The organism is Methanobacterium petrolearium (genome assembly GCF_017873625.1).
Classification (GTDB): domain Archaea; phylum Methanobacteriota; class Methanobacteria; order Methanobacteriales; family Methanobacteriaceae; genus Methanobacterium; species Methanobacterium petrolearium.
Genome location: NZ_JAGGKL010000002.1, coordinates 1 through 26,376 on the forward strand (window position 1 = coordinate 1; position 26,376 = coordinate 26,376).

Consider the following 26,376-nt stretch of genomic DNA (forward strand, 5'->3'; position numbering starts at 1 on the left):
AAAGAACAACCTTCTAAAAATTAAAAATTTACCAAAAAAATTTTATAACCAAAACAAAAAAAATCATCATATCACTAGAAAATCAGACAGTGTCTGATGATTCATACAAAAAAATATGTTAAAATCAATTTAATTAGGGAGTAAATGATTTATTTTGTTCAAATTTTAAGATTCCTTTAATTTTTGATACCATCCTTTACCAGTACTTCCCTTTAATCTGGGAAGTATAAAACTGCGCAGAATGATCTGGAAGATCACGCTTATCATATGGCGATGTTTCATCAGATATTTAGGTCTTGAATAAAATTTTAGATATGCTTCTGCCAGTTTTCTTTCAACCATCGCCTTGGTTAAACCTAGCTGTTCATACTTCAAAACCGGCTTCAAAACGGTATATTTATCCCAGTTGTTGGTGTCAATCAATCCTTTTTTGTGAAGTTCTTGATAGATAGGGGTCCCTGGAAATGGTGTTAAAATGGAGTATTGACTGTAGTCTGGATTTAACTTTATGGAGAAATCAATGGTCTGATCTATGTCTTCTTTGGTTTCACCAGGATAACCCAGTATAAATGAAGTTAAAACTTCTAAACCTACATTCTTGGCACTTTTAACAGCAGTTTCTGCTTCTTGAAGGGTAATTCCTTTTTTCATCAAATCCAAAATTCGCTGAGATCCTGATTCAACACCGTAGTATAAGGTGCTCATACCTGCCTTTTTCAGTTTCCTGAGCAAATTATTATCAACCATATCCACTCGAGAGGAGGCAACGAAACTCACATCTAAGTTTCTATCTTCAATTTCCTGGGCTATTTGAGAGGCTCTTTTTTTGTTGAGCATGAATGTGTCATCCATGAATGCTATGTCCCTTAGTTTATATTTATGCAGTAATTCCTCGATTTCGTCAACTACATTCTCAGGACTGCGGGATCTGAATTTTTTACCCATGATCAACGACGAAGAACAGTATCCACACGAGTAAACACATCCTCTACTGGTGATCATCCCTCCGGATTGTTCTCGAGAAACACCATAAGAATCGAATGGCACCAAGTGTCTAGCAGGTAAAGGTAGGGAATCCAGATCCTTTATAAGAGGTCTGGGGGGAGTGAATTTGATGTTTCCTTCCTTCAGATCTTTGTATGCAATTCCACTAACTTCTTCCAGATCTCTGCCATGGTTATCAATCTGATTTTCAGTCAGATCAACCATGGTTTTTTCACCCTCACCCCTAACAACCACATCAATGCCCTCCGAAGTTTTTAAAATATTTTCAGGCATGAATGTTGGATGAGGGCCACCTATCACGAATAAAGAGTCAGGTAGGAATTTTTTTGCAAACTCCATATACTTCAGGGCGGTGTTTATGGTGGAAGTGGTTGCGGTAATTGCCATTATCTGAGGATTTAGTTTGGCTGCAATTTCAGATACCTTCTCATATCCCATCTGCATTAAATCATCATCAATTATTTTAACAGAAAATGAAGCATTTTCCAGGGAAGATGCCAAGTACATCAGATTCAGTGGAGGAGTGATGAATCCTAAACTATTTTTCACAGCATTCTCATCATAGGGGTTTATTAATATCACATCCATCGTATCAGCCTTCAACTTTAAGATCAATTAAAATTCTACCATCTGGAAGTTCTTGAGCAGCATTAAGTCTTTTTTTAATATTCATCCATTCGTTATTGTTGTTGATGCATCCTGGATCCGGTGCCAGTATATCATTAAAATAGTTGTATGCTCTGGCTCTGCATCCTCCGCAAATAAATTGGGATTCACACACCCCGCAATGCCCATGTAGGATGTTTTTATCACGTAATTTCAGTAATAGATCATTATTTTTCCATAAAACATTAAAATCATCAGAAAGAATGTTGCCTAGACGCACCTCTTCGGTGTGAGGGAAAAAAACGCAGGGGAATATGTCTCCATTGGGTTCTAAGCTAAGATAAAACCTTCCAGCCCCACAACCTCCTATAAAATCAGCGAGTTTTTTCAAAGAGTTATTGATATACTCTGGATTGTAGAAATGTGTTGGAATAATATTAGATTTTTGGGAGGCTAAAGATTTTGCAATCCTTGCATATTGTGGTGCAGTGGATAAGATTTGCATTTCCCCTTTCCCATTTTGTGAATATGCATCTTCCAGTAAACTCTGCCTCATTTCTGGCGAAATGTCCATGTCCATGATTTTGCTACCATTTCCAGTGGGTATGAAATTGTAAAGCATGAACCACTGGACACCCAATTCCCTTACAAACTCCATCATCAAGGGTATTTCATTGAAATTATGTTCAGTTACTGTGGTGGCAACTTCCACAAATAGGTCAGCTTCAACACAGTTATTAATAGCCTGAACAGCCTTATCCCAGGCACCGTTAACTCCCCGGAATGAATCATGTGTGGCAGGGTCCAGACCATCAAGACTTATCTGTACAAACTCTAACCCAGAATCAACATATTTATCAACATTTTTTTGTTTAGAAAGGGAATATCCATTGGTGGCCATGGCTGCAAACATTCCCTGATCCTTTGAATGTTGGATGAATTCATGGATGCAAGGATGGATGGTTGGTTCACCTCCGGAAAATGCCACAGAAGTTACACCCGATTCGGCAAGAATGTCAAGGCCTTTAATAATTTGTTGATAATTCAGTTCGTCTTTATCTTTACGTCCTGCGTTTTCATAGCAATGTTCACATTTCATATTGCATCTTCTGGTGATGTTCCACACCACCTGGAATGGTGCACCCGGTACAAATGGTTTCTGAACTCCGAATAAGGCTATGCCTTTAATAACGCTACTTAAACCTTTTACCCAGTATGGATCTTCCATTACTTCCCTGAATTCAGATTCTGAGACTCTAAAATTAGCAAATCCTTTATTTATAAGGTAAGTTATGATCTTAGATAGTAACCTGCAGATTATGCATGCATCTTCCCTTTTACCTAAAAATAGTTCCAAACCAACTTCTAATCGATTGGTACCATCCTTTTCGCAGTGTTCTAATGTTTTTTTAAGAAGTAATCTGGAAAATGGATTATTAGCAATACTTTCGAAAGTACCTATCATACTTTCTAAATTATCATCGGATGGATCAGCATCATCTTCTCTTTCAACGTCATTTGTCACTTCATGCACCCCTCAATCGGTCACAAATAACTATTTAAGGATCAAAATAAACTTTTCAGATAAAAAGAGTGGTAATGAATTCATAATAAAATAAAAGTTTTATCTTATTACAGCTTATTTCACCTTAATATAAATTAAACTGTATAGTTTATAAATTTTTCCGAATCCCATAATTGTAAAGCTATTAATAAGCCATGATACAAAAGTGTGATAAGAAGGCTACAGAATAGGATAATTGTACAATTTGGTAGTGTATTGTAATTTTATTGAAGGTTTACAATGTCATCTAAAAACAAATCCAGAGAAGTACTTGGAAATGAATTAGAAAGGTTAAAAGAGGATTATATCGAACTAAACTCTGGTTTAAAAATTGAAAAAGAATATGATGGTCAACTAGTCATAAATGAACGATTTTTATCTCAAATTGTTATGGAATTTGTAGAAATTCCTTTAGAAATGGACATATACGATTTTTTGGCTGAAAAGTTGAAAGGATTATTCAAAGATGCTATCATCTTGGTAAGTGCCTATGATGAAGATTCTGATAGTTTCAGAATTTGTTCAATTTCAGGTCAAAGAAAAACTGTGGAGGAATTATCCCAAAAAGTTTTAGGTCGAAGCATGTTTGGTTTGAATATTCCACGCAGTATAAACTATGGTCTTTTTTTAACGGGTCATCTTAATAAGATGGATGAAGGCTTGCATCAACTTTTATTAGGCAGAGTATCCAGGAATATTTGTCAGTCCATTGAAAAATCATTGTGTCTTGGGAGGATCTACAACATTGGTTTAAGTTGTAAAGGAAGAATGTATGGAGCTGTGGACATAGGCTTAAAAAAGGGCACTAAAATTGAAAATAAGGAGTTTATAGAAGTTTTAGTTAAGATGGCGGCAGTGGTTATAGAGAGGCGAAGAGCTGAGACTAAAATTTTAGAAAATGAAGCCAAATACCGCAGTTATGTAGATAATGCCCCATATGGTATTATCGTAACTGATGAAAACGGCCGTTATCTTGAAGTGAATGAAATGGTCAGTGACATAACAGGATATTCCAAAGAAGAACTTTTTAAAATGGGTATTCCTGGTTTAGTCCCATTAAAATATCTGGAAGGAGTTACCAAAGAACTTTTGAATTCACAACTGACAGAACAGGCTGCTTTAGAATTCAAATTCCTGCATAAAAATGGTCAGACGAGAAATGGGACCATAAAATGTGTTAAACTTCCAAAAAAGAAATATTTAGGGTTTTTAACTGATGTTACCCAGCGAATGAAGGCAGAGGAAGACTTAAAATTAAGCAAATTTTGCTTGGAAAATGCTATTTCTCTAGCTAATTTGGCTAACTGGGAATTTGACATATTTAAGAGAAGTTTCACCTTTAATGATCGTTTTTATACCATGTGTGGCACAACAGCAGAAGAAGAGGGTGGTTATTTGCTGTCTGTGGATGACTATATAAAAGAATTTGTACACCCTGACGATGCTCAAATTGTTGAAGATGCCATCACCAAATCAGATACTAATCTGGAGTACAGGATAATTCGTCGAGATGGTGAGACCCGTTATATAGTTTCAAATGTTAAATTTGTCAAAGGTGAGGAAGGTAACCTTATCAATGTCTACGGCACAAACCAAGATATTACAAACATTAAAGAGACTCAGAAAAAGTTAGAAATTGCTCTGGAAGAAAAAGAGATGCTTATTAAAGAAATACACCACAGAGTTAAAAACAATTTAATGGTGATATCTAGTCTATTGAACCTGCAGTCTCAGCATATTGAAGATGAAGATGTCTTAAGTGTTTTCCGTGAGAGCGAAAATCGGGCAAAATCCATGGCTCTTATACACGAAAGCCTGTATCGTTCCACTGATCTAAAGCAAATAGATTTTGGTGATTACATCCGCTCTCTAACCAAAAATTTGTTCTACACTTATGTGCCTGATCCAAATCGCATAAAACTAAATTTAAAAGTAGAAGATTTAATGATAGATATTAACACTGCAGTTCCTTTAGGGTTGATAGTTAATGAGATTGTAACCAACAGTATGAAATACGCATTTCCCGGGGATGAAACTGGAGAAATCACGGTTGAATTCTACCCAGAAAATGAAACTTTAATCTTGCGAGTAGCTGATGATGGTATAGGATTACCTGATGATTTAGATTTAGAAAAAATTAGTTCATTGGGTTTACAAATTGTAAACAACCTTACTCACCAAATTGATGGTGAGATCGAGGTTGGTGGAACTAATGGTGCAGAAATTAAAATTAAGTTTAAAGAATTTGAGAAAAAATGATTATATTAATTTAGGAGCAAAAAATCAGGAAACCAGAGTTTACATGAACTGTATAAAGAGTTTTTTTCTCACTGTTTTTAGCCAAATTTCACAAACATTTTATTCATTTCCTGGTTCCTTTATTTCAACATTAAATTGACAGAAGGAGTAACCACTGGTCCAGCACCTTACCTCCTCTGCAAAAACCTTTTTATCTGTAAATTCCCCCAACAGGCCAATGATCATACCTGTTTCGAAGTAGCAGGTTGGTTTTCCTATGTTAGGCAAACCACAACATTCAATACATTCATAAACTCTTAAATCAAGCCTTTTACCATCTTCTATTTTTTCTTCCTTGAAAATATCGAGAATACCTATTTTATATTTGGCTAAAAAAGGAACAATATCTTCAACACTTTTTATTAGGCCGCTTTTGACTAAATTTGTCCCAAGTTCTATTCCACCAACCATGTCGGTACCATATCCTGCTTTAGTCAAAGAAACTGGATTTTTTGAGCTTCCAATCCTAAACGTGGTGACGTAAAGTGTGTCAAGTTCATCTGTAGCCTTTTTACCTAAAAATGGCCGTTTAGGATGAATTATATCCGTTAAATCAATATTCATCTTTTTTACAAACTTTCTAGGGCCCATTCGTTGGCCATTGACAGTTTTTTCCTGTTCCAGTTCTTCTTCTATCAGTAAACGATAATGTTCAACGGCTTTTTTCATTTCCTCATCATTCATTAGAATTCCTCACGGAATTAATGGTGCATATGTGGTGAATTTTTCTAAAATTTTTTGTTAATACCTGTTAATTCATATTTAAAAAATATACATCTTTAAAAACTGTTTTAACCTGGTTAAAAATGATTCTTTTCTTAGATCTTTTTTTTCTTTAATTTTTGGAGGTTCATAATGCATAAAATAATCCTGAGAATCAACTAACTCTGCCCCTTCAGTATCTATTCGTTCATAATCACCTTTACTGTTAACTTTTCTGGATTTAACATTATCACTGAGTATTATCATTAACATACTCATTATTCTTTCCTTTAACAGTTTATTTTCAATTGGGAAAGCAATTTCAACTCTTTTTTCAGTGTTCCTGGTCATCAAGTCAGCGCTGGATAAGTATATGGAATTTTTATCTTTGTTACCGAAGCAGTAGATCCTTGAGTGTTCTAAGAATCGGCCTACCACGCTGATGATTTTTATGTTTTCAGTTTTCCCAGGTAATCCTGGAACAATACAGCAGATCCCTCTAATGATCAATTTAATTTTAACCCCTGCGCGTGATGCTTTTTGTAACATGTCAATTAGTTCTCTGTCAGTTAGAGAATTCATTTTCATAATGATGTTTGCAGGCAGCCCCTTCTGGGCGTTATCAATTTCTTCATTGATCTTTTTTATTAATCCCTGTTTCAGGCCGAAAGGTGCCACCAGTAACTTTTGATAATCCCCGTTTAAATTGGAAATTGCCATATTTTTAAAAAACAACATGGCATCTTTTCCAATCTCCGGGTTTCTGGTCATGAAACATAGATCAGTGTATAATTTACAGGTTTTTTCATTGTAGTTACCAGTTCCCAGTTGAGTGATATACTGAATTTTAGTTCGTTCCCTTCGGGTAATAAGACAAATCTTGGAATGGACCTTATACTCTTCAAATCCGTATAAAACACGGCAACCTGCTTCTTTTAGTAAGGTTGCATAGTGGATGTTATTTGCCTCATCAAATCTGGCCCTGAGTTCAATGAGAACCGTAACATCCTTCCCATTCTCACAGGCTTCCAGTAAATATTTTATCACAGAAGAAGATCTCGCCAGCCTGTAAATAGTGATCTGAACGGATATAACATTTTTATCATTGGCAGCTTCTTTCAATAACCTTAAAAAAGGGTCTATGGAATCATAGGGATAGTAAAGTAAAATATCCTTCTTTTTCAGTTGGGGAATTATTTTCCCGTTACCAATGGTTTTGGGGATCTTGGGATAATATGGATTGAAGGATAATTTATGAAAGAGTACTGTATCCACATCCTCAACATGGTCAAATAATTTATCTACATAGCTCATATCCAGCGGAGTACTGGAAACCATCACCTGATTTTCATTAATATTCAATTTATTACACAGAAAATTGGTTAATTTGGGATGGGTGTACTTGTAAAATTCTAATCTAATTGGAGCTAAACGGGTTCTTTTCTTTAAAATTTTTTTCATATAACCCATGTAGTCCTCATCTTCATCCATTTGATAATTGGATAAGACAATATCTGCGTTCCTGGTTACAGAAAGAATGGTCTTGAACTCCACTTCATAGTTGGAGAAGACTCTGTCTGCATATTCAAGTATTATTTTTTCCAATAAAACAAAACGCATCCCATTTTTTGGAATATAAAGTAACCTGGGTAATGATGAGGGTATGGGGATGAGTCCAAAGACTTTTTCCCCTTTATCTTTTAGTATCAACATCACATAAAGGGATTTATTCAACAAATGGGGAAATGGATGTTGAATATCAATAATCTGGGGGGATAAAACCGGGAAAATATAATCAGAGAAATATTTACTCAAGTATTTTTTTTCTTTTTTAGTCAAATCATCAAAATTCAGATCACAGATACCTTCTTGCTTTAGGAGAGAATCAACAGTTTTAAATATCTTGTCTCTGCGTTTGAATAAAACTTTAGTCTGATCAAATATGGCACCTAACTGGTCATGGGCATTTAAACCGGTTTTGTTATCATAGTAGTCGTTTTCGATAAGGGATAAATCATAGAGACTTCCACATCTAACCATGTAAAATTCATCCAGATTACTGGTAAAAATAGATATGAATTTCAAACGTTCCAGTAAAGGAACTGAAAGATCTTCTGCTTCTTCTAAAACTCGGTCATCAAATTTTAGCCAGGATAATTCACGGTTTTGAGTATAACTGTAATCTTTAGACATTTCAGCACCGTTTTAACAATTTTTCATATAAATATCCTTCTCTAACGGTATATTTGCTGATCTGCAGTTTTTCACATCCAAAGTAAGATGAAATGGATTCCACTATGATCAAAGCCGGAACAAAGGTATGAATCCGGGAAGGTTTTACCTGCAATATCTCAGTATATGTATCCTTTTTTTCTGGCTTAAATTCCATTTTTAGCTTCTTTATCAATTTAATATCTATTAAACCCTTTTTGGACTTAATTAACTTTAAATCTACCAATATTTTGCCCATGGCGCGAATGTTTCCGCCCACACCACACATAAAAGGGATTTTTTCGTCAGTTTCGAAGTTGATTTTATCTAATTCAGAATAAACTACATTTTTAATTAATTTACATTCTTTTTCTGTGGGTATAAGGAGAGATACATATTCATTGTACATTTTTAGGGAACCCACACCTATACTACAGCTTTTAATTATTTTTTTATTCTTGAAAAGTACAATTTCAACACTGCCTCCACCAACATCAATTAAAATTCCATTATCCTTTTTGAGGGTGGATACCGAGCCATAAAAACTCATTGCTCCTTCTTCTTCACCAGAAAGTACATCAACTTCAATGTTTACATTGTCTTGGATAATTTGGATAACCTGGGCACGGTTTTTGATTACCCTGAGGGGGGCCGTGGAAAAGAAACTGTAACATTTCACATTCAAATGGTCTAGATCAGCTTTAATCTCTTTTAAAAGAGTAATTAACTTTTTAATACCTTCTTTAGTTAGTTTATCTTTTTTGATGTAAAAAATTAAACCCAAATTTTCTTTTCTAGTAAAAATAATGTTTAATTTATTATTTTTGTAATTATAAACATTTAATCTAACTGTGTTTGAGCCAATATCTACGATTCCGTATAACATTTAATACCTCATTTGTTACTGATCTTATTTAGTTTCTTCTTCAAAATTAATTCTTTTCAATCAATACCACATCCTGCAATTATTTTAATTAGCACAATTATGGAAAAATGATTAACTTTGGTGTAAATGGTATAAAACCTTGAAATCAGTATGGAGGTTCTAAAATTGAAGTTAGTATGATTTTTCTAAAGATAATAACTGTTGTTGAATCATTTTTCGCAATAAATTACCAGTTTTCAACGTTGCTAAATTTAAATTCTGCCCATAAATTCTCATTTAACTTTAAAAGAATAAAATTAAGAGTTTAAATTTGTTAAGTTACTCGTTATTTTTTCAAGTGGGGGGATAGGATACTTTTTTTTTAAACTGGTAGTTCATTTATACTTTTTATAGTTGAATATAAAAAGGTCACAGTTCCTTTTTCTTTTTCAGTCTCCCTGATAAATTTTATCAAAGTTTTTTTCCTTTGAAGTTCGTCAATGCTCCCTGCTTCGAGTTTTTCATAGTATAAATTGTCACTTCCCGACCATTCTTCAAGTTCTGTAGGGGGTGTTATTTCTTTGAGCCATAAATCAACTTTAACTTCTTTTGAGGATAAGTTTTCAGGCCAGAATTCATCTATTAATATTCTGAATCCATCTTCTTCTTGGGGGAGTTCGTTTATACTTTTCAGTCTTAACATTCATAATCACCTCAACAGATTTATCATGATTAAACATGATGGTTAATTTAACATTATTAATCATGATATATAAAATTAACGGAATCTGGTATAGTGCTAACTTGATACCATAAATCCAGCAATCCCATGGGAGTTGAAACATTACCTTAACTGGATGTTAAATAAGGAGGAATTCCACAAACCCATACTTTAAGTTCTAAATTACATTATAATGTTTACTATTCCAGATTCCTTGAGCTATAATAAATGATTCCAAAAAAAGAATAATAAATTGGTTTAAAGTCATGTTTGATACCTAAAACCTACTTTTTTGGAAGTCCAGAATCACAAAATGGCCATGAACACCTAACCAAAGGTTAATCTTAATAAACCGCTTTTTGGACTGAAAATGTTAGTCATTTTAATCCCCAATATACCAATGCTACTTTTAATGGGGAAATAAAAATTGTTAAGGTGGGGTTTGATTTATTTCAATGGAAATTCGTTGAAACTAACCTTTCCTCCAGTTGCCACGGGTTTAAGGTTTAATCACACTTGTTTTTAACTTTATCTTTAAACTAGAGAGTTTTTATAGAATAATATCAATGCTCCCATAAAGTAATTGAAACTGTACGTACTTGTGTTTATTACAAACCGTTGGAAAAGGGCTTCCTAAAACTTTTAATAATAGAAATGGCTAAAAGATTGTCCTATGATAACTAAAGTGAAAATAGAAACTACTAATGAAAAAAAGATTAATACTAATATTCCATCAAGAGTAGGCAATGATTTGAAATTATGTCCCGGTGATTCCTTAGAGTGGGATTTACAAAAAAAAGATGGGCTTTGGGTAGCTATTATCCGTAAAGTGGAATGATATTTGGATTTTTTCTAAGTTTTTTGTAACTGGTTAAATGCTTATTATAATTTTGGAGATTCGCGGTGTGAATCTCTAACTGGAACTTTTTTTTACTCTAATGCTGTGTCTTGGGGTACATTGAACACTTCTCCATGAAAGACTCTAAGGCCAGTTATTCAGCTGCTGAATTTCGAGAACTACCAATATAAAAACCACAGAGTTATGTAGTGTAGTATGGGTGATGAAAAAAGAGTTAAAAAGTGATGGTTATGGATTATTTTTTGGATTTGATAATGTAATTTCATTTTTTTTATCTAAATTCAGTGTTTTATCTTTTTTTTAATCTTGAACTTAACATTTTTTCTAAGTATCCTCCAAATAATCCAAATACTGGGATTAAAATCAAAAATAATATAAATAAAAAGGTGTATTGAAATTTAAAGATTATAATCAGATGTATTCTCCCCACTAAATCTACTAAACCATAATATAATCCGATAATTGGTTCATTAGATTTAGCTAGGTAGGTTGCAACGAATCCCCCAAAAATAGTTATAAATATTGTTAAGACGTTTCCTAGAAGTATGTCTGGTATAAAACGTAGGAGAAATATTAAAAAACCAGTTACAAGATAAGCGATTATTATGGCGCCAACTGTATTAAATCGTTTATTTTTATTTAGATAATCTGGATCAGCTTTGCATTTATTTTTTAATGTGAATATTCTTCTACTTTCGTCAATATCTACTTTATAAAATGATTTACCACATTTTGGACATGTATCATCTTTTTCCCCATATTCTTTGTAGTCACATTCCACGTTGATACATTGCCATAAATTTTTGAGGTTTTCAACTTCCTTTAAATTACCCCCACATTCACAGGATTCAAAGTCATCAGGAGATTCATTTTCATGGAGTTCATAGTATCCTCCGCACTGATCACACACTAAATAACTCATTTTATCCCTTTTGTAATAAATCTGAATCAATGATAGATTGGTGCACAGCATTAATAATATTTTTCAATGGATAATTATGCTTAAATACAAAACTCCTGCTACCCATTTATTTTTAGAATAAGAAAACTAAACAAAGGTTACTCCTTCCCTAACAATTTATCTTTCCTATGAGGAAATTCAATCTAAAAATCATGAATTTTTTTTAGACTAATTAATATCTTTGGGATAGACTCAAAAACGAGGAGCAATGTTTAATCAAATAAAAAAAGTATTTATCAAGTTAAATGAAGTATTGTAAGAGTTTTTGGATGAAAATAAGTAATAAAATAAATAAAAATGGTATAAGACACATTAGTCCTAATAAGCCTAAATAAAAAAATCCACTTTTTCCTTCTTTATTCTCATATTTACCCAAAGATAATCCGCCTAAAATCATAATCAGCAAATAAAAAAGTGGATTTAATTTAAATATCCATGATAAAAGCACGCCTATTGCTACAATTATGCACAATGGTTTATAGTATCTATTAAGCTCCATTTAACTACCATTTATCTTGTTATATATTTTTGTACTATTTTTATCCAATTTTAATGGAATATCTTACCAATAAGATCGTAATGAGGTCTTTGATGAACTGTTTTTGTTCATTTAAAAAGAAAAGGATTATAAATTCTTTGTTAGCTTGCAAATTTTGTGCTGAAATAGTCACCATAACTTGGTGCCGAAATAGTCACCATAAGTGTTATTTTTGGCACCTGTTTCATTTACTACTTGTTCAACACTCAGTATATTTGGAAATCCGCTATTAAATCCATTTCTCCACCCATAATATCTGATTTTGTAGGTTCCCCCTACTTTTAACTGGTTAAAAATATCCCTTGTATTAAATTTACCAAACAAGAAATTTTCCATATTAAAAAAACCTTCATTTTCCGTTGTGACTAGTAATAGTTGGTCTGCATTGCTTATCGTCATCATACCATTATTATTGGGAATTATTCCAGGTCTAGGTTCCCATCCTTGAACTGTGATTGTTTTTTCTTGTATAGATGGTACTTCATATGCATTGAACCAGTATACACAACCAATTGGATATATTACTATGATTGCTACAATAAAAACAAAAATAAATGTTATAATTTTTGATCCCCAGTGCTTTGATCTCTTATGATGTGATTCTTTGTGTTGTGGTTCATTGTGGTTTGATTCTTTGTGTTGTGGTTCATTGTGAAGTGATTCCTTGTGGTTCGATTTTTTCCATATTACTATCACAGAAATTATAGCGATAATTAAAGGGAGCACTACATACATGCCTATTTGTATCAAAAGTCCTTCTACCCAAGTTGGTGGTACAAACATTTTTTTTATTCTCCTTCTACTTAGCATGATTAAAAGAGTAATATTGTGTTAAACATATAACACAATTAAATTAGCCTATATTTGACTCCAAAATTTAATAAATTTATTTTAATTCATAAATTCATTCCAACTATCACTTATTTATATCCATATCCAAATTTCAGTCCATATTATATCCATCATAAGTCATAGAGCCTCATAATAAACTTCTTTGATCATCGTAGGTAATTGTTTCAAAGTTATATTTATTACTTTCTATTCGTATTTTATCATAAACATGCATCCTATGGATAAACAAATTCCTTAACCGAATGCAGGATGAGGATGGATTCTACCACGTCAACAGTCACATGATGCGTAAATTCTCACAACACCCACTAATAAACGCAGGAATGCCAGAGGAAATCCTGGAGCACATAGTGGGGCACAAGTTGAAGGATAGGTTAAGTGAGGCATACTTCCTAGCCGACTCAGACGAGTTAAGAAAAATCTACTTAAGATCTGTCTGTGAAAAGTTCTCCTGTAAAGTATACACTGGATGAGATAAGGGAATTGCAACGGCAGAATAACAAGTTATGCGATACAGTTGCAGAGATGAAAAAGGAAATAAAGGAACTTAAGGGTGAAGGTTAAGGGTTATTTTTTTTGATTAGTAGAGTCCCAATGCAAGGCGAAAAAAAATCTGAAAAGAGCAATATAAATAAATTATATTCAAGAATTTAAATAGAATGAATTAAGAGTTATTTTCTTTTATAAAATCAAATATTTTCTCACATAATTTTTTTGAATCTTTGGATAGGTTATTCCAACTTACAATATTCCTTTCAACTTTTTCGTAGAATTTCTTTTTCTTTTTAATTGGATTCCATGTGATTTGATTTCCACAAATCTTTTCTTTAATAAAATCTCCTAGATCTACATTTTTATAATCTTCTTCTCTGAAATTTTCATCTAATTGGATATTTCTGTATCTTTTATCATTTTTAAGAGTTTCAAGAATAACTGGTTTAGATAAAAGGTTTTCTATCTCCCAACAACTTAGTAATTCAAAATTATTACCTAATTTAACTCTTAGTTTATCATTATATTCCTTTTTTTTCTTATCTTTCTCAGTATCACCATCTCTTATTAATAACAACCTATTAATTCTCCTATCTTCATTATTCAAACTCAAATCTAATAAATTGCTGAGATCACTTCCGTTGTATATATAAAAGGAATAATGCCGATCTTCATCGAATTTTATAAAATTTTTATTATTCCTTTTCATATAATCTTGATAAATATTTAAATATCGTCGAATATAAAAAGCGTCCGTTGGTCCTTCTACCCAAATATTACAATTGGGAAGAAAAACAGAAGAACTTCGAATGCCCAATAAATTTAATAGGTTATTATCTCCAAAATCAACATTTTCAACTAAAAAGTTAGGGTTATTGTCATCATCTAAATATTTATTCACCGTGAACATTGAAATACCTTCAAAATCTAAAGAGATATCTAAAAAATGGTTGGAATGTGTTGTAAAAAAGAATTGAAAGTCTTCAAAACGTTTTTGGTTAAAGGTTTCAATCAATTTGCGTTGTAAACTGGGATGTAAAAGATGTTCAGGTTCTTCTATGAACATTAATACTTTTTTATTATCTTTAATTTTATCTTTATAGAGAAATAAAGGCAATGTAATTATTATAATGGATTGTATTCCATCTCCAAGATCATAAATTGGTTTTCCCTGTTCTTTACCAATTTTAACTAAGATAACATCTTTTTTGGTCCCGTCTTGGTTTTCAGCAGGGGTTAATTTAACTTTTTCATAACCAAAAAAATTTTCAGATAAATAAACCTCAAATTCTTCGATCATTTCTCGGTCTTTGTCATTTTCATTGAGCATGTGTTTTCTAATTTCTTGATATGCATTTAATCCTGAGAACACTATATTATCATCGAACTCTTTCTGTTTTTTAATATTAGTTTCGTCTAAAACAAAGTAATCGGCTATAGTGCGAATTTTATATACATCTCTGTCTATGTATTCTGGAGGGTAAATTTTTTCTCCTTTGAGACTAACTGCACTTTCTCCATAATTTATGGGTCTTAACCCTCTTAAAATAGGAATATAAACTTTAATAAATTCATATTTAAGTTGTAATTCTTCTATTGAACGATATTTCTTAAAATATTCCTTGAAATAAACCTCAAAGAGTTCTTTCATTTGCTTTCCGAATACTGGTAAACGAGTACCATCTAAAGATGAACTTTTTTCAGTTTCAAGTTTTTTAATCGCATTATATGAATTTACAATTGAATAACAAGGATCTTCACCTGAAATTAAAAAATCTAATTTTTTATTAGGAAGATTATCAAAAATAGGTTTGAAAATATCTATATTTTGATATTTTTTAAATTCTTTTTTCATTTTTGTATTTATTTCAGGAATAAACAAATTTAATTTATCAAAGTCTTTGTTACTAGGTACAAAATGAATTACATCTTCTTTGATAATATGTCTTAGCAATCGACTTTTACCAGAATTATTCTCACCAATAAAAATGTTAATTTTGGATAAATTCATTAATTTTTTTCCTTTTTTTCCTTCATCTGAGATAAAAAAATAAGAATCATTAGGTATTTTTAGCTCCTTAATTATATCACCCATAAGAATATCCTCATAATTAGATAAGAAAATGTTATATTAAAAGATTACGAATAATTGAAAAAATAGTTCAACAAGGTTTGAAGTTTATCGCTTAAAAACCAAACAGACTAAAAGTTAATCTTTCCCTAACTTTTTATTTTTTCTTCCCCATAATTCAACTAAAAAATCCCGATTTTTTAACTTAGACTAAGTAATATCTTAGGGATATACTAAAAAATAAGGAGTAATACCAAAACTATATATATTATCACAAATGACAGATAATGATAATTATAAATAATGGTAAATTACAACTAATACCATATAATGTATTCATGTTTAACATAGGGTGATTGTCATGCTCACATCGGTCCAGAAAGAAATACTACAGAGTCTCATAAATTTGTACCGCAACGCGGAAGGTATGTCCATTAAAGGGGAAGAAATAGCAGAAATGATGAACCGCAACCCCGGAACCATCCGTAATCAAATGCAATCCCTACGTAGTTTAGGTCTTGTTAAAGGAGTTCCAGGACCCAGAGGAGGATATAAGCCAACTATTGAAGCTTACCATACCCTAAATATTCAGGACACTGACAAAGAGGCTTTTGTGCCAGTATTCAAAAAGGGAAAACGTTTAAATGATATCACAGTGGCCAAAATCGAATTCACCAGCATACCCCATCCTGGAGAATGTGAAGCAGCCATCAAAGCCGTGGGAAACATTAAAACCCTGGACTTGGGAGATAAAATACGAGTGGGACCAACTCCAGTTAACAAACTGGTAATCGACGGCGTGGTAGTTGGCCGTGATGACATGGACAATATCATACTCCTGGACACTACTGGAATCCGCAGCATCCCCAAAAAAAGAGTAATAGACGTGGCCACAACGGATCTCATAACACTGGACGGACTCAGCACCATCAGAGATGCAGCAAGAGTACTATCTTCCAATGGAATTGAAGGAGCACCAGTGATGGATGATGACGAAGTCAGGGGAATGGTAACCCTATACGACATCAGCAAATCCCTGGCAGAATCACGGGAAGAACTGACAGTACTGGACATCATGAGCAAAAACATCGTCACCATACACGAAGACGTGATGATCGCCGATGCCATTGAACTCATGAACAAAAAACACATCGGCCGCCTGATAGCGGTGGATAAGGAAGGAAAAGCCAAAGGAATTGTCACCCGAACTGATCTTCTCGACAAAATCGCTGGCCTCAAATAGAGATCAGTGAAGATTCATTGCAGATCGAGATCTGCAAAATTCAAATATGAATCTATAAAAAAAACCTAATTTTAAATAAATCCAGCACATAAACTAAACTAAACCAATACTTTTTAACTGAAATTATTTACAGTACACTACTTTTACAGTATGCTACTGTAATTTTTACAATAACAGTTCTAATACCTATTAGATCTACTTTTAACCTAAAGGAAGTATGAAAAACTGAAAATCCAACACATGAACATAGGCCCTAAAATGACCACCCTCCAGTTAATAGAGGAAATGGGAAAAAGCGGAGTACTGGGAGCAGGTAGAATATACAGGGCCACTAAACTCCTGGAAGAAGTAATACAGGATGATGAAACCACAGTATTTCTAAGTGTAGCCGGACCCATGGTTCCAGGAGGTCTCAGAAAAGTCATCCATGATCTGATTGATGCTGGATACGTAGACGTCCTTATAACCAGTGGGGCCAACCTCACCCATGACTTACTAGAGGCATTTGGAGGTGCACACTACCGTGACCAACACCATGATGATGAAAAACTCTGTCAGATGGGAATGGGACGGATAGGAGATATCTACACTAAATCAGAAGATTTTGAAGTGTTTGAATCCAAAATAAACATGATAATGGGCCAAATAGCAGAAAAAAACAATAAAATCAATATTCGAGATTTTCTAACCCAGATAGGCCACCTAATTGATGATAATAATTCCATACTCCACACTGCAGCAGAAAGAGGCGTCCCTATATATGCCCCTGGACTAATTGACAGTATGATGGGATTGCAACTCTGGATGTTCACCCAAGAAAACCAGTTAACCCTGGATGCAGCCGGAGACATGCACGAACTCTCAGACATTGTATATGGCTCCCAGAAGGTAGCCACCGTAATACTGGGAGGAGGATTACCCAAACATTATGCCCTGGCCTCCAACATACTAACTGGAGGAGTAGATGCAGCTATCCAGGTTACCATGGATCGCAGTGAAGCCGGCAGCTTAGGTGGAGCACCCCTGGAAGAAGCCAAATCATGGGCCAAAGCCAAGTGCGGATCCAGATTGGTTACAGTTATTGGAGATGCAACCATAATATTCCCCCTGATGGTAGCAGGGGCCATGGAATCAATAAATAAGGATGATTAAATTATTTTAAGAGCGATTAAATTATTTTGAAGATATAAGTGGTTGTAAAATTCTAGAAGTTTTAAATTTAAGGGGTTTAACAGTTTATGTTCTTAGAGGCAGTTTTATATGCTTTATCCGGATTTTTCATGAAATTCTCTGATGATGCCCTTGACCAGAAAGATAACACCTTACTGGGCGTTGCCAGTGGATTACTCTGTGTTGCAGGAATAGGATATTTGGCAGTGAATTTCTCTGATGCAGCCACCATTTTCCTGGCCATACTCCTGGGAACTGTATTATCAGCCAAAGTGGATAAAATAGGTCATATGGTAACTTTAATTGTGTTTCTGGTCATCCTGTTTATATGGGGCATACCTACCATTGGAATTATCACTCTGGCAATATGCACCCTGGCAGCATGGCTGGATGAAGTGGGAAATGATAGGGAAAGTTTTGAAGGGAAAAAAATACTAGAAACATTCTTCAACTATCGCTGCGCCCTGAAAATCACAGTGTTGATCCTATCTATTTTAGGAGGCCTCCCATTAACATCTCAAATTCCTGGTTTGAATTTTTTCCAGCCAGTAACTTTTATTTATTTCATGTTATTTGATCTGGCCTATGAACTTGCCGGGTTAAAGTTTGATAGAATCTATCATGGACTGCAGGGCATCTACCGGGTCTTCAGCTAGGTATATGCTGCGACCAACAATAAGTGCATCAGCAAACTGAAGTGTTTCCCGGGGATTACCTCCCTGCACACCCACACCTGGAGATATGATGAATGATTCTTCTCCCACAATATCCCTTATCATCTTCAACCGATCCAGGCGCGTGGAAGGACCTACATAGTTTTTGATGCCCAGTTCCACACCCATGCTGGCTATATTCATGGATACTGGCTGCAGGAAATTTGTAGCACCAGGATGGGACATTTCAGTCAGAAGGAATATTTCTTTTCCATGTTTTTGGGCGGATTCAAGGCAACTTTTCACACTATCTGATCCCACAAATCCATGGACAATGAGTGCATCTGCACCAGATTTGAAAGTAACATCAGCAATCTTCTGATTGGTTGCAGGTATATCTGCCACTTTAAAGTCACAGATGATCTTAGAACCATATTCTTCCTTAATCTTACTCACAGATTCCAGTCCCTCAGCCAAAACAAGGGGATAACCTATTTTAACAGTATCCAGAAAATCAGAAATTTTATCCATTAATGCCATGGCCTCAGCAATACTGGAAACATCCAGTGCCAGGATGATATTGTGTTTAACCTCCATGGAAGTAATTAGATTTTTGATCTTTAAATGATTTTTTATTAAATCCCAAATCATTCAGTTAAAAAATTTCATTGAAGTTAATATCAAATATTTACACTTATTACAATAATAAATCCCAAAAATTAGTCAAAATAGGCTGAGAATTTAGCATACCTTTATAAGCAACCACACCAATATTAACTCAGCCATTTCTAATGGCAATTTTGGAAGTGAATATAAATGTTTGGAAATAGTTACGGTAGAGATGAAAGAGAAAATTCTTCTCCTATTAATGAAGGGGACGAATTTGATGTTAAAATTGAAGATTTAGGTAGGGATGGTGACGGCATAGCTCGTGTAGAAGGTTTTGTTGTCTTTGTTTCCGGGGCTAAAGTCGGTGACGAAGTCAAAATCAGAATCAACTCTGTCCGAAGGAATTTCGGTTTTGCAGATATAGTAGAATAAATGTGACATGAAGAATCATTCTTGAAAGAAATAAAACTCATTTTTATTATTTTTTAAGAATTATTAAATTTAAAGCCATTTCTAATGGCAATTTTGGAAGTGAATATAAATGTTTGGAAATAGTTACGGTAGAGATGAAAGAGAAAATTCTGCCCCTATTAATGAAGGGGACGAATATGATGTTAAAATTGAAGATACTGGAAGAGATGGCGACGGCATAGCTCGTGTTGAAGGTTTTGTTGTCTTTGTTTCCGGAGCTAAAGTCGGTGACGAAGTCAAAATCAAAGTCAACTCTGTACGAAGGAACTTTGCCTTTGCAGAAGTTGTAGAATAAATAAAAATCAAATCTTCAAAAACTAAAAAGGGGTAAAAATCCTATTTTTATTCCCTTTGGATCCTTTTTTAAATTCATCAATCATGAGAATTTATTCAATCGTTTTTTTATATCTGGAAATTTACAACCATTTTTTATCGATTTATAACTCTTTTTGAGATTCATAGTCATTTTTATAGATTTACAACCATTATAGATTTACAACCCTTTTTGAGATTTATACTCCTTTTTATAATCATTCCCTGTTTTTCTAGTTCAGGTTTAAGTTATCAACCACTGAAACGATTTCTTCGGCTTGTTTTAGAGTCTGATTGTAGGATTCATAGGTGTAGGTTTCGTATATGATCGAGGGGATCCCTGCGTCTATCAGTGGAATTGTGACATAAGCAGGACTGGTTGGTGACGGAGGAGAATATATAACCAGCCAGTTAGCCTGAGATTTTATCTGAAGAGCGGCATTTTCGGCTTTTTCAGATTTTGTGGGTATGTAAAGGAATCGTGTGTACTGGTAACCTCCATTATCTTCATTGGAGTGCACATCAATCACTAAATCCATGGATATGTTCTTAATATCCGGAACCACATATTGGTTGGCTAATAATTGGCCATTATTCCTGCCTTTATTGTAATCCTCTGCATTCTGGGTGACATTAACCCGATAAATGTAGTAACAATTTTTAAGGGATTCATTCTGGTTTATCACTGATTCTACGATGGCGTTGTGTGATTGGTATTCCAGGGGATGCACACCAACTATGTAGGCTACTCTGTGGGGGGAGTTGGCATTTCCATATGGTCCGTCACGGATGACGTAACCATATTCAGTTTTTCCCAGGACAAAACTGCTGAATGTGGAGGTGCCATTTTCAGTTGATTGAAATATTTTAAAAAAAGTAAATGAGGAAAAAACACTGACACAAAAAATAATCACTAGAATAATCACTAGTTTAGCATTTTTTCCCATCTTTTGGACCTCGTAACTGGAAATTATCTCATAACTGGAGCTATAGTCACTCTCTTAAACGATGGTTACACTTGTTGGTAACTCGCCAGTGGATCCATACTGGGTTAAAGCCTTTGAATACAGGGTTAATAAAGTATTGGGGGATAAATCGGGTTGTCCTGATACTTTTATTCCTATATAGTTAGGAGATTGTCCATTATTGTCCATCCAAGTGTAGGTTCGCTGTGCCATATCCAAATATTCTGCTTTGGTGATGGTGGTGGATGTGACTGTTCCGTATGGATTTTCAGCATCTCCATACTGACCAATGGGGATGTTACCTGTTTCTCCATTGTTCACCATTATAATTCCCCTTGAAAGAATGTAGAGGCACTGGTTTTTGTCAAGGTTAACTCCAGAGTATTCAATGCTGTTAAAGTCTGTTCCTGCGTATGTTACTGCCTCGGCAAGTTGTGGAAGTTCAGAAACTGGGAATCCATTGCTCAGTGACACGGGATTCTCAGTGGTGCCAGTGTTAGTGTTTGAGTTACTATCTGTTCCTGTGGAGCTGGGTGCGGTTAAGAGATATCCAACAAAAACAGCTAATACTACAACTAATATTACTATTACAGCTATCAAAACCTTGTTTCCTGTGCTCATGCCTTTTTTTGTTTTCGAACGTTGAGATTTGCCAAAGGACGTGGTTGCCTTTAGTTTAGCACCACATTTTTCGCAGTAGGTGGCATCTAATTTGTTGTTATGTCCACATTTTTCACATTTCATAATCAAAACCCCCCAATTTATGGTGATGGATCTGTTACTCCCCTTTATTTGTGTTATACTACAATTTTTTTTCTAAGTTGAATTCCTTTTTATATTCTATTAATTGTTTTAGTATGTAATTACTATTATAGTTCTGTTCATAGGATATTATCTGTTTATACACAATTTTGGTTTAAATTGGTATAAATTTGGGAAAATTCATTTAAGTTATGACAGTGAATTTAGTTATTGTGTGGTGTTTTATAACACTACACGCCCCCCCCCCTTAATTAATTTTATATAATCACCTCATTTTTTTTTTAAATATTTTTTTATAATACTTTGCCCTACTTTATTTAATGGCAGCAAATACTCTGTTGAGAATTGATGTATTAGTGTGGGATGAATTGTTGGATTAACTGGCCTTTTTAGGATAATTTATCATGTATAAAATCTTGGGATTATTTTTATTACGGATAACCCAAAAGATATCAATTTTAGATGATTTTTTTTAAAGTAAAAGTGAAAAGTTTATAAGGTCCTTCTTCTAAATGGAATTGTAACCAGAGATGACATGATGGAAATGTATGACTTTTGAGTCGTGTAATATGAGTATTCAATTATTTCAAAGGGAAAAATACTTCCAATTATGTCATTTATTGGAAAATCTCTAAAAAAAGAGTTTTTAACTCTATTAAAGAATAAAGGAGGATTAAAATGCATATTATGGAAGGTTTCTTGCCATGGCAATGGTGTTTATTCTGGTATATTATAGCCTTGCCTGTGGTAGCTTACGGTATTATACAGTTAAAAAAGATAACTGATGAGAATCCTGAATCAAAACCGTTATTGGCAGTTTCAGGAGCATTCGTTTTTGTTCTATCATCATTAAAACTACCTTCAGTTACAGGTAGCTGTTCTCATCCTACTGGTACTGGTTTGGGTGCAGTGCTCTTTGGACCGGCTGTGGCCAGTGTTCTGGGATTCATTGTCCTGATTTTCCAGGCTTTGCTTTTAGCACACGGTGGACTAACCACTCTGGGAGCTAACACATTTTCCATGGGAATTGTAGGTCCTGTGGTAGCTTGGTTGGTTTACAAAGGTTTTCAAAAGGCAGGAGGACACACACTATTAGGTGTATTCTTTGCAGCTGCTTTAGCTGACCTCATGACCTACGTAACCACTGCCATCCAGTTATCCCTGGCATTCCCAGTACCCAGCTTTGCTGTAGCTTTCAACAATTTCATGTATATATTCGCAATTACCCAGATACCTCTGGCCATTGCCGAAGGACTGTTAACTGTGGTAATATTTGATTACATCATGAAACTGAAACCAGACATCCTGGAAAGCTTGAAAGTCATCCCCCCTAAAGTGAAAGAAAAAGTACAGGCGGTGGTATAGATGGATAGTAAATACTACATTGTCATACTTGCCCTGGTGGCCATCATTGCCATTCTTCCCCTGGCCATGTACAGTGGTATGGGTGAAGATGAGGGCTACTTTGGTGGGGCTGATGGTGCAGCTGGTGAAGCAGTGGAAGAAACTGGATATGAACCATGGTTCAGCTCTATCTGGGAACCGCCTAGTGGTGAAATTGAAAGTTTACTTTTTGCCCTTCAGGCAGCCATTGGAGCCATAATAATAGGATACGTCTTTGGATATTACAATGGCCAGGCCAAAGAAAGACGCAAACAACAAAAAGAATAAATTGATGCGTGAACTACTTCAGGAAAAATGAAAAACTAAATATTCAATAAGAAACATTAAGTAAAATTTAAAATAAAGGAAAGTTGAATATTTAGAAAGTAAAAGTTATTGGGGTACAAAAATCAGCTGGTAACAAAAACATGTTTGAAAACACATTGGATAACTATGCTCACAACAATGGTTTGAAAAACACAAACACTTTGTTCAAGGTTTTGTTTGGAATTTCAACCATGTTGGTGAGTTTGATATCCACTTCTCCAGTTGTACCCCTGATAATAACTTTAGTGATGTCGTTTTTGATCATCTTCCTGGCTAAAATCCCCTGGAAGTTCTACCTGAAATTTCTATTCATTCCTTTCATTTTTGCAATTATAACTTTCGTATTCATGTCTATTTTTTTTGGGGTGGGACAACACATTCTGGAACTGGGAATATTCAACCTGGCAGTGACTGTTGATGGTTTTAACCGAGGTTTGCTGGTTTTTGCAAGGATAATGGGTGGTTTCACCTGTTTGGCCTTTCTGGCATTGACCATTCCCATGACTGAACTTTTCAGTGAACTGGAACGTTTAAAGATCCCCCAGATAGTCCTGGAAATAGCAATGCTCATGTACCGTTACATATTCGTATTTTTAGATGAGGCAATGAACATGTACCATGCCCAGGAAACACGTTTAGGTTATATATCCCTTAAAAAAAGCTTCAAATCCATGGGCATGTTAACCAGCAACCTGTTTATCAGAACATGGTATAAGGGTGAAAAATCATATCTGGCCATGCAATCCCGATGTTATAATGGTTCTATAAAGACATTGAAAGAACCAACAAGCTTGAAAAGTATTGGAGCACGCAATTTATGTCTGTTCATCAGCTTCGAAGCACTCCTACTGGTGGGCGTATACCTTACTGGAAGTTTCAGAATCTTTTGAAATAATCTGATTGCTGAAAAAACTAGCAGATTTTCCAACCCTTTATGCATCTAATTTTTAAGATTTTTTTTTCAATGTCCATTTTTTTAAAATAGTTAATAATAGGGTAAATCTTTAAATAGGGGATGATAAAACCACTATTATAAAAATAAGGGATAAATATAGTTCCAATTGAAGGTACCACACATAGTTTTAGCTGTTGTCTTCTGTTCAATTGGTTTCTAATTTAATATCCCCTAACCAATGATTACAGGAGACACTAAAATGAACTCTGAATTTCTACAGGACAAAGAAATAATCGTAGCCTCTAACCGGGGACCAGTGGTATTCAAACCAGATGAATCTTGTGATGAAATTGAATTGATAAGGGGTGCAGGAGGAATAGTGGGATCAATGATACCCTTCCTTCAAAAAACGCATGGAACATGGGTTTCTTCTGCAATAGGAGAATGTGACCATTATATGAACAACAGGTATCATGGCAAAGTACCTATACCCCTAAAAAACCCTGAATATTATGTTCAATTTATCAAAACAGAAGAAGATGTTTATAACAATTTCAATGGCAAATTTGCAAATCCACTATTGTGGTTTATTCATCATTCCATGTGGAATTCCCCATACTCACCATGTGCAGATGACGAAATGCATCAAGCATGGGATTCATACAAATATGTGAACTCCCGGTTCGCAGAAGCCATAAGTGAAGATGTTTCTAAATCAGCAAAAACCCCCATAGTAATGTTGCAGGATTATCATATTTATCTTACACCTAAACTGATAAGAAAACAGCATCCCGATGTTTTAATGAGCCAGTTTGTCCATATACCCTTCCCTTCACCGGAAATATTCCAGCAGTTACCTAACCATATGCAAGTGGAGATCCTGGAAAGTGTGCTAACCAACAACATCCTGGGATTTCATATTCGACGTTACATGGATAATTTCCTGCGAACAGTTAAACAGATCCTACCCACGGCTTCAGTGGATCATGTTTCAGGAGACATTTTATACAATGGACAGATCTGCCATGTAAGAACCTACCCCATCAGCATTGACATAAAAACACTCCAGAAGCATGGGAAAAACTCCAATGTCATGAGTAAAATGAGAGAAGTTGATGAAATAGTAGGAAACTGCAAATTAATCTACAGAACAGACAGAACAGACTTATCTAAGAATATCATCCGAGGATTCCAGGCATACGACATGTTCCTAGATAAATATCCAGAATGGCGAGGGAAAGTTAAGTTTGTGGCAACTTTAATGCCATCAAGACAGGATATAAAGATCTACAGAGAATACACTGATAACATAAAGGATATAGTTGAAACCATCAACCAGAAATACGCCACTACAGATTGGGAGCCCATCAAATATATTTGCAGGGGAGATTATGATTTAGTGGTTGCCCTCCTGAAACGATACAACGTTCTATTGGTTAACCCTATATTGGATGGTATGAACATTGTGGCCAAAGAAGGAAGCATCTTAAACGAAAATAATGGTGTGTTGGTTCTTTCAACAGGGGCAGGATGTTATGAAGAATTAAAAGATGGAGCAATCTGCATAAATCCCTATGATATAAGACAAACTGCAGAATCACTGGACATGGCACTGTTAATGGATGATAAATCCAAATCTCTCTTGCTCAACGAGGCAAAGGCAGCTATTGGGCGCAATGACCTGAATAAATGGGTATCTGATCAATTAAGGGATATCGAAGCAGTAATCTACGATAGACAGGAAATCAGATCAGAAGATGGTGAAGAAGCGGTTCGTATGAACTAAATAGAATCAATGGATGTTGGATAAATAAAAATGAATATTTCCATGGGAGATACAA

At 34.5% G+C, this 26,376-nt stretch carries 24 protein-coding genes; 12 read left to right on the plus strand and 12 right to left on the minus strand.

What is annotated here, in order from left to right; genetic code table 11:
* Nucleotides 1-165: 165 nt before the first annotated feature.
* Together J2743_RS02050 and J2743_RS02055 are read right to left on the minus strand one after the other, a co-directional pair.
* The gene (locus tag J2743_RS02050) at nucleotides 166-1,593 is read right to left on the minus strand and encodes a B12-binding domain-containing radical SAM protein (protein WP_209624902.1); all 1,428 of its coding nucleotides are present in this window, start codon (nucleotides 1,591-1,593) and stop codon (nucleotides 166-168) included.
* Nucleotides 1,594-1,597: 4 nt separating this feature from the next.
* Nucleotides 1,598-3,136: a radical SAM/SPASM domain-containing protein gene (locus J2743_RS02055; protein WP_337971963.1), complete on the minus strand. Its 1,539-nt coding sequence runs from the start codon at nucleotides 3,134-3,136 to the stop codon at nucleotides 1,598-1,600.
* 279 nt (nucleotides 3,137-3,415) lie between these two features.
* On the opposite strand from J2743_RS02055, the gene J2743_RS02060 reads away from it, so the two are divergent.
* Nucleotides 3,416-5,434: a PAS domain-containing sensor histidine kinase gene (locus J2743_RS02060; RefSeq protein ID WP_209624903.1), complete on the plus strand. Its 2,019-nt coding sequence runs from the start codon at nucleotides 3,416-3,418 to the stop codon at nucleotides 5,432-5,434.
* A 99-nt stretch (nucleotides 5,435-5,533) separates the two neighbouring features.
* On the opposite strand, the gene J2743_RS02065 is transcribed toward J2743_RS02060, so the two are convergent.
* From J2743_RS02065 to J2743_RS02080, 4 genes are all read right to left on the minus strand, one after another.
* Nucleotides 5,534-6,157, minus strand: a complete 624-nt coding sequence (locus J2743_RS02065) for a V4R domain-containing protein (protein ID WP_209624904.1) — start codon at nucleotides 6,155-6,157, stop codon at nucleotides 5,534-5,536.
* A 78-nt stretch (nucleotides 6,158-6,235) separates the two neighbouring features.
* On the minus strand, nucleotides 6,236-8,368 hold the full coding sequence (gene ppk1 / locus J2743_RS02070) for a polyphosphate kinase 1 (RefSeq protein WP_209624905.1): 2,133 nt from the start codon (nucleotides 8,366-8,368) through the stop codon (nucleotides 6,236-6,238).
* 1 nt (nucleotide 8,369) lies between these two features.
* The gene (locus J2743_RS02075; RefSeq protein WP_209624906.1) at nucleotides 8,370-9,272 is read right to left on the minus strand and encodes a Ppx/GppA phosphatase family protein; all 903 of its coding nucleotides are present in this window, start codon (nucleotides 9,270-9,272) and stop codon (nucleotides 8,370-8,372) included.
* Between the two features lie 361 nt (nucleotides 9,273-9,633).
* Entirely contained in the window at nucleotides 9,634-9,954 is a 321-nt protein-coding gene (locus tag J2743_RS02080) for a DUF488 domain-containing protein (protein ID WP_209624907.1), read from the minus strand.
* Nucleotides 9,955-10,645: 691 nt separating this feature from the next.
* Here J2743_RS02080 and J2743_RS02085 point away from each other — a divergent pair.
* A complete protein-coding gene (locus tag J2743_RS02085) occupies nucleotides 10,646-10,810 on the plus strand; it encodes a hypothetical protein (protein WP_209624908.1) in 165 nt (54 codons plus the stop codon).
* Nucleotides 10,811-11,120: 310 nt separating this feature from the next.
* Here the strand turns inward: J2743_RS02085 and J2743_RS02090 are convergent, their stop codons facing one another.
* Both J2743_RS02090 and J2743_RS02095 read right to left on the minus strand, forming a co-directional pair.
* Nucleotides 11,121-11,753: a YrzE family protein gene (locus J2743_RS02090; RefSeq protein WP_209624909.1), complete on the minus strand. Its 633-nt coding sequence runs from the start codon at nucleotides 11,751-11,753 to the stop codon at nucleotides 11,121-11,123.
* A gap of 706 nt (nucleotides 11,754-12,459) precedes the next feature.
* Nucleotides 12,460-13,113: a DUF1523 family protein gene (locus tag J2743_RS02095; protein ID WP_209624910.1), complete on the minus strand. Its 654-nt coding sequence runs from the start codon at nucleotides 13,111-13,113 to the stop codon at nucleotides 12,460-12,462.
* Nucleotides 13,114-13,620: 507 nt separating this feature from the next.
* Here J2743_RS02095 and J2743_RS12120 point away from each other — a divergent pair.
* Entirely contained in the window at nucleotides 13,621-13,746 is a 126-nt protein-coding gene (locus tag J2743_RS12120) for a hypothetical protein (RefSeq protein WP_280904172.1), read from the plus strand.
* Nucleotides 13,747-13,846: 100 nt separating this feature from the next.
* Here the strand turns inward: J2743_RS12120 and J2743_RS02105 are convergent, their stop codons facing one another.
* Nucleotides 13,847-15,769, minus strand: a complete 1,923-nt coding sequence (locus J2743_RS02105; RefSeq protein ID WP_209624911.1) for an AAA family ATPase — start codon at nucleotides 15,767-15,769, stop codon at nucleotides 13,847-13,849.
* Between the two features lie 337 nt (nucleotides 15,770-16,106).
* Between J2743_RS02105 and J2743_RS02110 the strand changes: the two genes are divergently transcribed.
* The 3 genes from J2743_RS02110 to J2743_RS02120 all read left to right on the plus strand — a co-directional run bounded on the left by J2743_RS02110 (nucleotide 16,107) and on the right by J2743_RS02120 (nucleotide 18,814).
* The gene (locus J2743_RS02110; RefSeq protein WP_209624912.1) at nucleotides 16,107-16,988 is read left to right on the plus strand and encodes a CBS domain-containing protein; all 882 of its coding nucleotides are present in this window, start codon (nucleotides 16,107-16,109) and stop codon (nucleotides 16,986-16,988) included.
* Between the two features lie 240 nt (nucleotides 16,989-17,228).
* Nucleotides 17,229-18,140: a deoxyhypusine synthase gene (locus J2743_RS02115; RefSeq protein ID WP_209624913.1), complete on the plus strand. Its 912-nt coding sequence runs from the start codon at nucleotides 17,229-17,231 to the stop codon at nucleotides 18,138-18,140.
* Between the two features lie 86 nt (nucleotides 18,141-18,226).
* The gene (locus J2743_RS02120; RefSeq protein ID WP_209624914.1) at nucleotides 18,227-18,814 is read left to right on the plus strand and encodes a hypothetical protein; all 588 of its coding nucleotides are present in this window, start codon (nucleotides 18,227-18,229) and stop codon (nucleotides 18,812-18,814) included.
* Here J2743_RS02120 and pyrF read toward each other — a convergent pair.
* Nucleotides 18,758-19,408 carry an orotidine-5'-phosphate decarboxylase gene (gene pyrF, locus J2743_RS02125; RefSeq protein ID WP_209624915.1) on the minus strand — a complete coding sequence of 217 codons (651 nt, stop codon included), beginning with the start codon at nucleotides 19,406-19,408 and terminating at the stop codon, nucleotides 18,758-18,760. The genes J2743_RS02120 and pyrF overlap by 57 nt on opposite strands.
* A 219-nt stretch (nucleotides 19,409-19,627) precedes the next feature.
* On the opposite strand from pyrF, the gene J2743_RS02130 reads away from it, so the two are divergent.
* A complete protein-coding gene (locus J2743_RS02130; protein ID WP_209624916.1) occupies nucleotides 19,628-19,852 on the plus strand; it encodes a TRAM domain-containing RNA chaperone in 225 nt (74 codons plus the stop codon).
* A 109-nt stretch (nucleotides 19,853-19,961) separates the two neighbouring features.
* A complete protein-coding gene (locus J2743_RS02135; RefSeq protein ID WP_209624917.1) occupies nucleotides 19,962-20,186 on the plus strand; it encodes a TRAM domain-containing RNA chaperone in 225 nt (74 codons plus the stop codon).
* A gap of 250 nt (nucleotides 20,187-20,436) precedes the next feature.
* On the opposite strand, the gene J2743_RS02140 is transcribed toward J2743_RS02135, so the two are convergent.
* On the minus strand, nucleotides 20,437-21,150 hold the full coding sequence (locus J2743_RS02140) for a hypothetical protein (protein ID WP_209624918.1): 714 nt from the start codon (nucleotides 21,148-21,150) through the stop codon (nucleotides 20,437-20,439).
* A 54-nt stretch (nucleotides 21,151-21,204) separates the two neighbouring features.
* The gene (locus tag J2743_RS02145; RefSeq protein ID WP_209624919.1) at nucleotides 21,205-21,912 is read right to left on the minus strand and encodes a pseudomurein-binding repeat-containing protein; all 708 of its coding nucleotides are present in this window, start codon (nucleotides 21,910-21,912) and stop codon (nucleotides 21,205-21,207) included.
* A gap of 696 nt (nucleotides 21,913-22,608) precedes the next feature.
* Between J2743_RS02145 and cbiM the strand changes: the two genes are divergently transcribed.
* From cbiM to J2743_RS02165, 4 genes are all read left to right on the plus strand, one after another.
* The gene (cbiM, locus tag J2743_RS02150; RefSeq protein ID WP_209624920.1) at nucleotides 22,609-23,295 is read left to right on the plus strand and encodes a cobalt ECF transporter S component CbiM; all 687 of its coding nucleotides are present in this window, start codon (nucleotides 22,609-22,611) and stop codon (nucleotides 23,293-23,295) included.
* Entirely contained in the window at nucleotides 23,296-23,601 is a 306-nt protein-coding gene (locus J2743_RS02155; RefSeq protein ID WP_209624921.1) for an energy-coupling factor ABC transporter substrate-binding protein, read from the plus strand.
* A gap of 140 nt (nucleotides 23,602-23,741) precedes the next feature.
* A complete protein-coding gene (cbiQ, locus tag J2743_RS02160; RefSeq protein ID WP_209624922.1) occupies nucleotides 23,742-24,530 on the plus strand; it encodes a cobalt ECF transporter T component CbiQ in 789 nt (262 codons plus the stop codon).
* Between the two features lie 264 nt (nucleotides 24,531-24,794).
* Nucleotides 24,795-26,321 carry an alpha,alpha-trehalose-phosphate synthase (UDP-forming) gene (locus J2743_RS02165; protein WP_209624923.1) on the plus strand — a complete coding sequence of 509 codons (1,527 nt, stop codon included), beginning with the start codon at nucleotides 24,795-24,797 and terminating at the stop codon, nucleotides 26,319-26,321.
* Nucleotides 26,322-26,376: the final 55 nt, after the last annotated feature.